Source organism: Stenotrophomonas sp. STEN022 (genome assembly GCF_056760155.1).
This window is the reverse complement of sequence record NZ_JBRREG010000019.1, coordinates 15813-28102: the sequence shown is the minus strand read 5'-3', so window position 1 is coordinate 28102 and position 12290 is coordinate 15813. Positions and strand designations below refer to the sequence as shown.

10 protein-coding genes and 1 pseudogene are annotated in these 12290 nt (G+C 63.0%); 4 read left to right on the top strand and 7 right to left on the bottom strand.

Features of this window, described 5'->3' with window-relative positions; all coding sequences use genetic code 11:
• Positions 1-7 precede the first annotated feature (7 nt).
• Positions 8-217 carry a cold-shock protein gene (locus tag ACVOMF_RS06195; RefSeq protein ID WP_054659637.1) on the bottom strand — a complete coding sequence of 70 codons (210 nt, stop codon included), beginning with the start codon at positions 215-217 and terminating at the stop codon, positions 8-10.
• A 309-nt stretch (positions 218-526) separates the two neighbouring features.
• On the opposite strand from ACVOMF_RS06195, the gene ACVOMF_RS06190 reads away from it, so the two are divergent.
• The gene (locus ACVOMF_RS06190; protein ID WP_481508483.1) at positions 527-1012 is read left to right on the top strand and encodes a YaiI/YqxD family protein; all 486 of its coding nucleotides are present in this window, start codon (positions 527-529) and stop codon (positions 1010-1012) included.
• Between the two features lie 3 nt (positions 1013-1015).
• On the opposite strand, the gene ACVOMF_RS06185 is transcribed toward ACVOMF_RS06190, so the two are convergent.
• The gene (locus ACVOMF_RS06185) at positions 1016-1885 is read right to left on the bottom strand and encodes a pseudouridine synthase (protein ID WP_481508482.1); all 870 of its coding nucleotides are present in this window, start codon (positions 1883-1885) and stop codon (positions 1016-1018) included.
• Between the two features lie 63 nt (positions 1886-1948).
• Here ACVOMF_RS06185 and ACVOMF_RS06180 point away from each other — a divergent pair, with 63 nt between their 5' ends.
• From ACVOMF_RS06180 to ACVOMF_RS06170, 3 genes are all read left to right on the top strand, one after another.
• On the top strand, positions 1949-2497 hold the full coding sequence (locus tag ACVOMF_RS06180; protein WP_481508481.1) for a YaeQ family protein: 549 nt from the start codon (positions 1949-1951) through the stop codon (positions 2495-2497).
• A 6-nt stretch (positions 2498-2503) separates the two neighbouring features.
• On the top strand, positions 2504-3694 hold the full coding sequence (locus ACVOMF_RS06175; protein WP_481508480.1) for a BaiN/RdsA family NAD(P)/FAD-dependent oxidoreductase: 1191 nt from the start codon (positions 2504-2506) through the stop codon (positions 3692-3694).
• A gap of 208 nt (positions 3695-3902) precedes the next feature.
• Complete coding sequence (locus ACVOMF_RS06170; RefSeq protein WP_481508479.1) at positions 3903-5972, top strand: EAL domain-containing response regulator; 2070 nt, start codon at positions 3903-3905, stop codon at positions 5970-5972.
• A 318-nt stretch (positions 5973-6290) separates the two neighbouring features.
• Here ACVOMF_RS06170 and fabV read toward each other — a convergent pair whose 3' ends face one another.
• From fabV to tgt, 5 genes and pseudogenes are all read right to left on the bottom strand, one after another.
• The gene (fabV, locus tag ACVOMF_RS06165) at positions 6291-7550 is read right to left on the bottom strand and encodes an enoyl-ACP reductase FabV (RefSeq protein WP_481508478.1); all 1260 of its coding nucleotides are present in this window, start codon (positions 7548-7550) and stop codon (positions 6291-6293) included.
• A gap of 189 nt (positions 7551-7739) precedes the next feature.
• Positions 7740-8708 carry a protein translocase subunit SecF gene (gene secF, locus ACVOMF_RS06160; protein WP_481508477.1) on the bottom strand — a complete coding sequence of 323 codons (969 nt, stop codon included), beginning with the start codon at positions 8706-8708 and terminating at the stop codon, positions 7740-7742.
• A gap of 61 nt (positions 8709-8769) precedes the next feature.
• The gene (gene secD, locus ACVOMF_RS06155; RefSeq protein WP_481508476.1) at positions 8770-10614 is read right to left on the bottom strand and encodes a protein translocase subunit SecD; all 1845 of its coding nucleotides are present in this window, start codon (positions 10612-10614) and stop codon (positions 8770-8772) included.
• Between the two features lie 57 nt (positions 10615-10671).
• Positions 10672-11001 carry a preprotein translocase subunit YajC gene (gene yajC / locus ACVOMF_RS06150; protein WP_282271731.1) on the bottom strand — a complete coding sequence of 110 codons (330 nt, stop codon included), beginning with the start codon at positions 10999-11001 and terminating at the stop codon, positions 10672-10674.
• A gap of 126 nt (positions 11002-11127) precedes the next feature.
• Positions 11128-12265: pseudogene (tgt, locus tag ACVOMF_RS06145) on the bottom strand (tRNA guanosine(34) transglycosylase Tgt).
• Positions 12266-12290 lie beyond the last annotated feature (25 nt).

The window sequence follows — 12290 nt, the reverse complement described above, 5'->3', positions numbered from 1 at the left end:
GGGTCGATTAGACCGCCTGCACCTGGTCAGCCTGCATACCCTTCTGGCCCTGCACGGCGACGAAAGTCACCTTCTGGCCTTCCTGCAGCGACTTGAAGCCGTTGCCCTGGATGGCGCGGAAATGCACGAACAGGTCCGGGCCGCTTTCCGGGGTGATGAAGCCGAAGCCCTTAGCGTCGTTGAACCACTTGACAGTGCCGGTCTGACGATCAGACATGTACTAACTCCTGAAACATAAGTTGAAATAATCGCGACCACCGGGTATCGGGGCCGAGACTGAGTTGCAGGCGTTGGTAAAGCGGATCGATGAGCCGATCAAGAAGATCAACTGCATCAGGCCACGATTCACGGTGACCCTTGCAAGCACAGTGGGATGGACGATACGCCGCTTTGTTCCAAAAAGCGATATTTACCGCATTCAGAAACCAAATATGGTTCAGTTCGGCCATTAAGTTGCTGAAATCAGTCAATTTTCTGACGATAGCCCGATAACAGCAAAGTCGGCAAATCCAATAGACTGCGCGGCATGAGCCCTGAAGACGCCGTTTCCGCCACCCGTCCGGCCACCCAGATCTGGGTAGATGCCGATGCCTGCCCCGTGGTGATCAAGGAAATCCTGTTCCGCGCCGCCGAACGGGCCAAGGTCGAGACCGTATTGGTCGCCAACCAATGGCTGCGTACCCCGCCCTCGCGCTTCATCCGTGCCATGCAGGTGCCGGGCGGGCCGGATGTGGCCGACGACGCCATCGCCGAACGGGTCAACGCCGGCGACCTGGTCGTTACCCAGGACATTCCGCTGGCAGCGCGCGTGCTGGAGAAACACGCCGTCGCACTGAATCCGCGCGGCGAACTCTATACCGCCAATACCATCGCCGAACGACTATCGGTACGCAACTTCATGGAAGAACTGCGTGGCGCCGGCATCCAGACCGGCGGCCCGGCCACCTTGCATGCACGTGATCGCCAGGCCTTTGCCGCCCAGCTCGACCGTTGGCTGGCACAGCGGCGCTGAAGCTCACAGCAGCTCGCGCGTGCTGCGGAATTCCCGCTGCTCGCCAATGAGCGGATCCACGAAGGCCAGCCGTCGCGCCAATAACTGCAGTGGCTGCCGATAGTCATCCGGCTCACGCTCAAGCACCTGCGGGTAGAAGTCGTCACCGAGAATAGGTGCACCCAACGCCGCCATGTGCACGCGCAACTGGTGCTTGCGCCCGCTCACCGGCTCCAGCGCATAGCGCCACACATTGCCACGCCGCTCGATGACATCTACCCGGGTCAATGCATTGGCCTCGCCCGCCAGCTCGGCCATGCGGAAGAACGGATCGCCGCGGCCAATGCGACTGTTCCGGTGCAATGGAAACTGCAATGCCGGCATGGCCGGCGCCAAGGCCTCGTAGCCCTTGTCGATGCGACGCTCGGCGAACAGCCGTTGATACGAAGCACGCGTATCCGGGTTACAGGAGAACAGCACCAGGCCGGCGGTACCGCGATCAATCCGGTGCAGCGGCACCAGCTCGCGATTGCCGGTGCTGGCGATCAGACGTGCCAGCAGGGTCTGCCGCACGAAGCGCCCGGCCGGGGTGACCGGCAGGAAATGCGGCTTGTCGGCCACCAGCAGGTGTTCGTCCTGATGCAGGATCTGCTCGGCGAACGGCACTTCCGGCTCGTCGGCGACCTCGCGGAAGTACTGGATCTCCTGCCCTGCCCGCCACGGCTGCGCCGGTGCCAGCGGCTGGCCATCGCTGCCCAGCACCCGCCCGCGCGCAAACCGGTCCAGCCATTGCACCTGGCTTATCGCTGGGAACCGTGCGCACAGCCCCTCCAACAGGCTGGCCCACGGGCCTGGAGCGAGTTGCAGATGGCTGGGCAGATCATGATCAGGCACGTTGAAACGGGTCCGTTGCGGGGCCAGGCATTATGATGGGCAGTCTTTGTACCCGGTATTCCCATGGCCCTCACCGCCACCATCCGCAAGGCCGAACTGCAGATCAGCGACATGGACCGCGGCTACTACGCGACCCATAACCTGACCCTGGCCCAGCATCCCTCCGAAACCGACGAGCGTCTGATGGTGCGCCTGCTCGCCTTCGCCCTCAATGCCGAGGACCGGCTGGAGTTCGGCAAGGGCCTGAGCAGCGAGGACGAACCGGACCTGTGGCAGCTGGACTACACCGGCGATATCGAGCAGTGGATCGACCTCGGCCACCCGGACGAATCCCGCGTGCGCAAGGCCTGCAACCGCAGCCGCCGCGTGCAGATCGTCAACTACGGCGGCAATGCCTCCGATATCTGGTGGCAGAAGCAGAGCAAGCACCTGACCCGCTTCAACAACCTGTCAGTGGTCGACCTGCCGTCCGCGTTCGTCGAACGCTGGGGTGAACTGGTGCAGCGGGCAATGCGCTTCAGCGTGCTGATCCAGGATGGCGAGGTGCAGATCCTCAATGATCAGATCCAGCTGGACGTGATCCCGGTCTGGCGCAAGCGTCCGGCGGAGTAAGCAGTAGTGGCAGACAAGGTAATCCGCTGCGACGTACTGGTGATCGGCGCAGGCGCGGCCGGGCTGATGTGTGCGCTCACCGCCGGCCAGCGCGGCCGCATCGTGCAGGTGATCGACCATGCCAACAAGGTTGGCAAGAAGATCTTGATGTCCGGCGGTGGCCGCTGCAACTTCACCAATACCGGCACCACCGCAGCGAACTTCATTTCGAACAACCCGCATTTCTGCAAATCGGCGCTGGCGCGCTACACACCAGCCGATTTCATCGAGATGGTCGAACGTCACGGCATCGCCTATCACGAGAAGGAACTGGGCCAACTGTTCTGCGACATCTCCTCCAAGCAGATCGTGAAGATGTTGTTGGACGAATGCTCCGACGCCGGCGTGCAGATCCGCACCGACTGCGGCGTGCAGCAGATCGAGCGCGGTGCCGATGGCTTCCACGTGCGTACCGCGCAGGGGCAATTCCATAGCGCATCGGTGGTGATCGCCACCGGCGGCCTGTCAATTCCCAGCATGGGTGCCAGCGGCTTCGGTTACGAGGTGGCGCGCAACTTCGGCCATGAGCTGCTGCCGACCCGCGCCGGCCTGGTCCCACTGACCCTGAGCGGCACCCACCAGGAGCGCTTTGCCGAGCTCAGTGGCGTTGCGCTGCCAGTGGAGGCACGCTGCAACGGCCAGAGCTTCCGCAACTTCATGCTGATTACGCATCGCGGCGTCAGCGGTCCGGCGATCCTGCAGATCTCCTCTTACTGGCAGCCAGGCAATGATCTGCGGCTGGACCTGCTGCCCGATCACGATGCAGCTGAATGGCTGCGGCAGATGAAGCGCGAACGCGGTGCCTCCGAGCTGCGCACCGTGCTGTCGGAAGTGATGCCGCGGCGGCTGGCCCTGCGCCTGTGCGAGCAATGGCTGAAGGACAAGCCGATGCGGCAGATGGACGAGCCCGAGCTCAAGGCCGCCGCCAGCCTGTTGTCCGACTTCCCGCTGGTGGCCAGCGGCACCGAGGGCTACCGCACCGCCGAGGTTACCCTGGGCGGCGTGGACACGCGCAAGGTGTCCTCTTCAACGATGGAATCGCAGCTCGTGCCTGGCCTGCACTTTGTCGGCGAGGTACTGGACGTGACCGGCTGGCTGGGCGGCTACAACTTCCAATGGGCCTGGGCCTCCGGCCGCGCCGCCGGCGTGGCCGTGTAAGCGGATGCTTCAAGCGTATCCATCGAATCACGATGTCCACCACACGGCCGAGCGCCGCACCTGCTGACATGCGCTGCGGCCGGCGACAACAACACCCTGAAGCCGGCCTTGAGACTACACTCACGGGAGTACGTCACAGGCAAGCGATCTGCGCATAGACGCCAGCGCCGTGCATCGTGTATTAAACCCCGTCCCCCGGGAGTCCTGAATGCAGAACGCCAAAGACATCACCTTGCGCTTGCTGATCGTTGACGACAGCGCCGAGAACGCCGAGGCCATCGTCAGCACCTTGCGCAACAGCGGCATCGCAGTGCGCCCGTCACGGCCGCAAAGCCCCGACGAGCTGAACCAGGCGCTGAGCCAACCCATCGACCTGGTGCTGGCAGCCAATTCTTACGTTATCCCGCAATTGCTGCTGACCCAGCAGGTCGCGGCCAGCGGCAAGGACATCCCGATGATCCTGCTGACCGACAGCATCGATGCGCAGATGCTGCTGGACTCGGCCGCCAATGGCATCCGCGCCATCGCACTGCGCCATCAGCCGGATCACCTGTTGTCGGTGGTGCAGACCGAATGGACCGACCTGCAGGCCCGTCGCGGCCTGCGCCGGATCGAAGCGCAGATGCGCGAGACCGAGCGCCGCTGCGATGCGCTGATCTCGTCCTCGCGCGACCCCATCGCCTACATCCACGAAGGCATGCACATCCGCGCCAACGAAGCCTATCTGGACATGTTCGGATTCGAGTCGTTCGAGGATGTGGAGGGTATCTCGCTGTTGGACATGGTGGCACCGCAGCATGTGGAGAACTTCAAGCAACTGCTCAAATCCCTGAGCAAGGGCGAAGCACCGCCACCGCAGTACGAAGTGCACGCACGCAACCAGGACGGCGACACCTTCCCGGCGACGATGGAGTTCACCGCTGCCACGTATGAAGACGAGAGCTGCTTCCAGGTCGTGTTCCGACGCCGCGAAGAGTTCGATCCGGAACTGGCGCGCGAAGTCGAAGCGCTGCGCCAGCGCGACCAGGTCACCGGCCTGCTCAACCGCCCAACCTTCATGGTGCAACTGGAGAAGGCCGTGGCCCAGGTCGGCCGCAGCGATGGCCAGTACGGTTTCCTGCTGGTCGAGCCGGATCACTACGCGCGCCTGCTGCCCGACATCGGCCTGGATTCGGCCGATGCACTGATTGCTGCCCTGGGCCTGACGCTGGCCCAGGCCATCGGCGAAGACGCGCAGTTGGCGCGCTTCGGCGAACACAACTTCGCCCTGCTTACCGAAGGCGACTACGCACACACTTCAGAGATGGCCGAACGTGTGCGCAGCGCCTTCGCCTCGTCGGTATTCAGCATCGGCGAGCGCTCGGCAACCGTCACTGTCAGCATTGGCGGCGTGCAGGTAGGCGAGAAGATTGCCAGCGTCGGTCAGGTCCTGAACCGCGCCAATGACTGCGCGCGCGCTGCGATCGAGCTGGGTGGCAATACGTTCAAGGTATTCGACCCGGGCGCGGCCGACCGTGTCGAAGAAGAACGCATCCAAAGCTGGGTGCAGCGCATCCGCCAGGCGGTGGCCGGTGACGGCTTCCATCTGCGTTTCCGCCCCGTATTGAACCTGATGGGCGAGCCGATCCAGCTGTACGACACCTCACTGCAGATGGAAAACAACGGCGAGATGGTTGGCCCCGCAAGCTTCCTGCCGATCGCGCAGGAACACGCGCTGCTGGCTCCGATCAACCGCTGGGTGGTGGCCAACGCCATCCGCGCGCTGGGTGAGCGCCGCCGCGCGGGTCATCGCACGCACCTGATGGTGCGCATCACCCCGGAGTCCTTCTCCGACCCCGAGCTGCTGACCGTGATCCGCAGCGGCCTGCAGGCCGAAGGTGTGGAAGGCGCGCAGTTGTGGCTGCAGATTCCCGAAGCCAAGGTATTCACCCACCTGCGCAATGCGCAGCAGTTCCTGGCCGATGTCACTGCACTTGGCTGCAAGGTGGGTCTGGAGCAGTTTGGTTCTGGACTGGATTCGTTCCAGCTGTTGGCGCATTTCCAGCCGGGCTTCCTCAAGCTGGACAGCGCGTTCACGGCTGACCCGACACTGGCCAAGGAGCAGCTGGAGAAGACCCAGGAGATCACTACCAAAGCGCAGTCTGCGGGCATTTTGACCATCGCCGAATTTGTTGCCGATGCATCGACGATGAGTTTGTTGTTCAGTGCCGGCGTGGACTACGTGGAAGGCGATTTTGTCGGACCGCCGACGGCCCATATGGATTTTGATTTTGGTTGATGGGTTGCTGTGGGCTGCTTGTTTGCGCCAAGAGCTGCCCTCACCCCAACCCCTCTCCCGCAGGCGGGAGAGGGGCTTAGCAATGCGTGGGCTCGTAGGTGCACTGGCAGCCAGCGCGATCCGAGCCCCTCTCCCGCTTGCGGGGTGAAAGGAGCAGCTTGCGAACCACAGGTTCGCTGCTCCTTGAACGACCTTGCGCCAGCGCAAGGGCCGGGGCGCGGGAGCGGGGGTTGGGGTGAGGGGAAGCTCCTAGCTGAAAATGCAAAAAAAAAAGGCCGCGCAAAGCGCGGCCTTCTCACAACTACGAAACCAGCAAACTTAGACTTCGACAATCCCCGGAATCGCCACATCCGGATTCACATCGGCTTCGTAATCCACGCCGTCGATGCCGAACCCGAACAGGCGCAGGAAGTCGGCCTTGTAGCCGGCCAGGTCGCTGATCTCGTACAGGTTCTCATTGGTCACCTGCGGCCACAGCTCCAGCACCTTGCCCTGCACTTCCGGTGCCATTTCCTTGTAGTCCGCACGCAGACGGCCTTCGCCGTCGACGAGCGCGATCTCACGGCCCTGCGCGTCCTGCAGCTGCTGGCGGATATGATCGGCCGCGTTGGTGCCGCCCTGCGGGCCGTTGTACAGAATGTCGTACAAGGTATCGAGCTGCTCGATGCAGCCTTCGTGCGTGCCCTGCTCCTTCATCACCTTGAACAGCAGCGAGAGATACAGCGGCATGGTCGGGATTGCCGAGCTGGCCTGGGTCACAACCGCCTTCAGCACCGACACGCGCGCATCGCCACCGAGCCCCTGCAACTTGTCGCGGATGGCCAGCACCTTGTTGTCCAAGTCCTTCTTGGCGGCGCCGATCGAACCATTCCAGTAAATGGCCTGGGTGATCTCCTCGCCGACATAGGTGAACGCGGTGGTGGTGGCACCCGGTGCCAGCACGCCAGCCTCAAGCAGGGCGTCAATCCACATCTGCCAGTCTTCGCCACCCATGACCTGCACGGTGCCGGCGATTTCCTCGGCCGTTGCCGGCTGCAGCGTGGTTTCGGTCAGCACTTCTTTGTCGGTGTCCAGGCCACGCAAGGTGATCGGCGCACCGATCGGCTTCAGCGTGGAGCTGATGATCTCGCCGGTCTTGGGGTGCTTGCGGCGCGGCGCGGCGAGGCTGTAAACCACCTGATCGACCTGGCCCAGATCGGCCTTGATGATCTCGATGACCTTCTGCTTCACCTCGTCGGAGAACGCATCGCCATTGACACTGCGCGCATACAGGCCGGCCTGGTGTGCGTACTTCTCGAACGCAGCAGTGTTGTACCAACCCGCCGTACCTGGCTTGGTCTCGCTGCCCGGGCGTTCGAAGAACACGCCCAGCGTGGCGGCATCGCTGCCGAACGCAGCCTTGATGCGGGCGGCCAGACCGTAACCGGTGGAGGCACCGAGCACCAGCACCTTCTTCGGGCCATTGGCCAGCTTGGGCTGGGCCTTTATGTAATCGATCTGTTCCTTGACCGCCGCATCGCAACCAGTCGGATGGGTGGTGACGCAGATGAAGCCGCGCACACGCGGTTTGATGACCATGAAAACCTCGGTTGGCTAAACAGAAGACAGCTGCACAAGCAGTTTGCGCGCTGAACCGGGAGGATCGTAGTGCGCTGCCGCATCGAAAACAACCGACGCCACCGCATGGACCGCCCTGCCCTCGTTCGGATTGCAGGCAAAAGAAAAGCCGCGCAGGGCGCGGCTTTTCAGCAAGGCAGTGCGGGTCCGTCAGGGACGACGGGCCAGCTCTTCCTCGTCCTTGGCCTTGGGCAGCAGATCCTGCTTGGTGACCTTGAACGGACCAATGCTCAGCAACGGCACGGCCACGATGATCGAGGAGATGACCACGATCACGGCACCCACCATGTGGGTTTCGGCCAGACCTTCCATCGACTCGCCACCGAACATGTACAGCGCCAGTGCGGACAGGAAGAACAGCACCGCTGTAATGACCGTACGCGACAGCGTCTGGTTGATCGAGCGGTTAAGCACTTCCAGCGGCTCCACGCGCAGGCTGCGGAAGTTTTCGCGCACACGGTCGAACACCACGATGATGTCGTTGATGGCAAAACCCATCACCGACAACATACCGGCCAACACGGTCAGGTCGAACTCACGGCCAACCAGCGACATGTAGGCGATGGTCAGGATCAGGTCGAAGAACGCAGTGACGCTGGCGACGATGGCGAACTTCCACTCGAAGCGCGCGGCGATGTAGATCAGGAAACCGATGACCATGAACAGCGTGGCGTAGATGCCGTTCATCGCCAGGTCCTTGCCGACCTGCGGGCCAACGAACTCACCCGGCTGCACGGTGGCGACGTTGTCCGCCGCGGTCACCGCAACGCGAACCTTCTCGGCAACCTGCTGCGCGGCATCGGCGGCATTGTTGTGCTCACCCTCTGGCGGCAGACGGATCATCAAGTCATTGCCGCCGCCGACGCTCTGCACCTGGGCGTTGTCGAAGCCAGCTTTTTCCAGACGCTCCCGCACCGTGTCGGCGTTGATGCTCTTTTCAAAGTGGGTACGCACAACCGTGCCGCCGGTGAACTCCAGGGCGTAGTTGAAGCCCTTGAAGCCGATGATGGCGAACGAAGCCAGCAGCAACACCACCATGATCGCGAGCACCGGCTTGCGGTGACTCATGAAGTCGATGTTGGTGTCGTTCGGAACGATGTGAAGTGGAAACAGTTTCATGCAAGGAGTTCCTTGGAAAACCCGCACCGGTCAGGTGCGGGCTTCTGCGAAGAGGTTCGCGTCAGATGGCCACGGAGTTCAGCTTCTTGCGCTTGGCGTAGATCAGCGTCGCCAGAGCACGCGACACGGTGATCGCAGTGAACATCGAGGCGAAAATACCGATGATCATGGTCAGCGCGAAGCCCTTCAGCGGGCCGGTACCGAACGCATACAGCGCCACACCGACGATCAGGCCAGTGAGGTTGGCGTCGAGGATGGTGCCCGAGGCGCGCTCGTAACCCTCCGCGATGGCCTTCTTCGCCGGCATGCCCAGGCGCAACTCTTCACGGATACGTTCGTTGATCAGCACGTTGGCGTCGACCGACAAGCCGACCGACAAGGCCAGGCCGGCAAAGCCCGGCAAGGTCATGGTCGCGCCGAACATCGACATCACCGCCACCACGATCAGCAGGTTGAACAGCAGCGCCACCGAGGTGATCACGCCGAACATGCGGTAGTAGATGGCGAAGAACACCAGGGTGAAGATGAACGAGAACACCACTGCCTTGACGCCGCGGTCCACGTTCTCCTTGCCCAGGCTCGGGCCGATCACGTATTCCTCGACGAAGTCCATCGGCGCAGCCAGCGAGCCTGCACGCAGCAGCTTGGCCAGGCCGTCGGCTTCGGTCTTCTCCAGGCCGGTGGTCTGGAACTCCTTGCCGAACACACCATTGATGTTGGCGACGGAAATCACTTCTTCCTTGACCCGGAAGCTGCGCTGCTCCACGCCGTTGACCATGGTCACCTGCGGAATCCGCTCGGTGTAGACCACCGCCATCGGCTTGCCGACATTGGCGCTGGTGAAATCAAACATGCGCTGGCCGCCGACGCTGTTCAGCGTCACGCTGACCGACGGCAGGCCGTTCTGGTCAGTGGAGGTTGCCGCCTTGACCATCTGGTCGCCGGTGACGATGGTGCGCTTGTTCAGCAGCACCGGGCGACCGGCACGGTCGCGGTAGAGCTTGGCTTCCGGCGGGATGCGGCCGGTGCTGGCGGCATCTTCGGCATTGCCGTCGACCACGGCGCGGTATTCCAGCGTCGCGGTGGCACCGATCATGCGCTTGGCTTCGGCGGTGTCCTGCACACCCGGCAACTCGACCACGATGCGGTCTTCGCCCTGGCGCTGGATGATCGGCTCGGCCACACCCAGTTCGTTGACGCGGTTACGCAGGGTGGTGAGGTTCTGCTCGATGGCGCCGGAGGCGATCTGCAGCATTTCCGCCTGCGGCACGGTTGCGGTGATGCGATCACCGCTTACCGAGTAGCTGAAAGTCGGCTGCGCCTTGGCCAGTGCAGCACGTGCCTTGTCGGCATCGGCCGCGTTGGTCAGGGCGATGGCGATATCGCTTTCGCCGCGACGCTCAACCGAACGGTAGGAGACGCGGTTGTCACGCAGGGTGGTACGCACGTCTTCGGTGAAGGCTTCGAAGCGCTTGTCCACCGCGGCCTTCTGGTCCACCTGCAATGCGAAGTGCACGCCACCAACCAGATCCAGACCCAGCACCATTGGCTTGCCGCCCAGATTGGCCAGCCAATCCGGAACGGTCGAGGCCAGGTTCAGGGCGACGGTGTAGTTCTCGCCAGCCGTCTCGCGCAGCACCTGATTGGCGCGCGACTGGGCGTCGAGCGAAGTCAGACGGACGATCAGATTGTTCTCGCCCTCCTTCTCCACCGACTTGGCGGTGACACCGGCCTCGCTCAGTGCCTTGTTGACGCGCTCTTGCAGCGCATCATCAATCTGCCCACCACGGTTGGCGGTGATCTGAACGGACGGATCCTTCTGGTAGATGTTGGGCAGCGCGTACAGCGCGCTGACCGCCAGAACGATCAGAATCAGGAAGTACTTCCAGCGCGGAAATTCAAGCATTGCAGGATCCTGCGCGACGCCGGTGCGGCGTCACGACGTGACGGAAAGGGATCAGTCTCAGGCGGCGTTCTTCAGCGTGCCCTTGGGCAGGACGTTGCCGACCGAGCCCTTCTGTACGCGGATGCGGACGTTGTCAGCCACTTCCACGGTGATGAAGTTGTCGCCGATGTCGGTGACCACGCCAGCGATGCCGCCGGAGGTCAGCACTTCGTCACCCTTGGCGATCTTCTCCAGCATTGCCTTGTGTTCTTTCTGGCGCTTCATCTGCGGACGGATCATCAGGAAGTACATCACTGCGATCAGCGCGATGGGCAGCAGGAAGGTGCCCATGCCCGGTGCGGCCGGAGCGGCCTGGGCGACGGGGAGCAGGATAGCCATGAGAGTCATATTGTAATCCTTGATGTTGGGCGGCACCCATGCAGGCCGGATGGCCTGCAGCAGTTACCGCGAAACGGGGTCAGCCGTGAAGTATGCCACGCGTCCGGGAGCACGTCCCGGACCGTGTGAAGACCGCTACTCCCCCGACAACGCCGGGACGTTCAGGCCCCGGGCTGCATAGAAGGACTCGCGGAAGGCCAGGAAGGTTCCCGCCTCGATGGCCGCACGCATGTCGGCCATCAGCTTTTCGTAATAGAACAGGTTGTGCAGGGTGCCCAGCATCGGCGCCAGCATCTCGTTGCAGCGGTCCAGGTGACGCAGGTAGGAGCGGGTGTAGCCACCGGTGCAGGCATGGCAGCCGCAGCCGGGCTCGATCGGGTTCATGTCCCGCTCGTACTTGGCATTGCGGATGCGAACGGTGCCGAACGAGGTGAAATAGTGGCCATTGCGGGCATTACGGGTCGGCATGACGCAGTCGAACATGTCCACGCCACGGGCAACGCCTTCGACCAGGTCCTCCGGCCGGCCCACACCCATCAGATAACGCGGACGGTCAGCAGGCAGGATCGGATGCATGTGGTCGAGCATGGCATTGCGCTCGTGCTCGGGCTCGCCCACCGCCAGGCCGCCGATGGCATAGCCATCGAAGCCGATCTCTTGCAGGCCTTCGGCCGAGCGGCTGCGCAGTTCGGTGTGCACCCCGCCCTGGACGATGCCGAACAGCGCCGCATCGTTGCCCATGGCGTCATGTGCGTTGCGGCTGCGCTGGGCCCAGCAGGCTGAGCTCCATCGACTTGCGCGCCACCGGCTCGGTCGCCGGGTATGGGGTGCATTCGTCGAAGATCATGACGATGTCCGAATCCAGCACCTTCTGGATTTTCATGCTCTCTTCCGGGCCCAGGAAGACCCGGGCACCGTCGGTCGGCGAGGCGAAGGTGACACCTTCTTCGGTGATCTTGCGGCGATGCGCAAGCGAAAACACCTGAAAACCACCCGAATCGGTCAAGATTGGACCATTCCACTGGCAGAAGCCATGCAGGCCGCCGTGGTCGGCGATCACATCCAGGCCCGGGCGCAGGTACAGATGGAAGGTATTGCCGAGGATGATCTCGGCCCCGAGCGCGCGCACCTGCTCTGGCAGCACGCCCTTGACCGAGCCATAGGTGCCAACCGGCATGAAGGCCGGGGTCTGCACGGTGCCGCGCGGGAAGGACAGCTGGCCACGGCGGGCGCGGCCATCGGTGTTCTGGAGCTTGAACTGCAATCTGGACATGGAAGCATTGAGGCGTCAGTTGCGC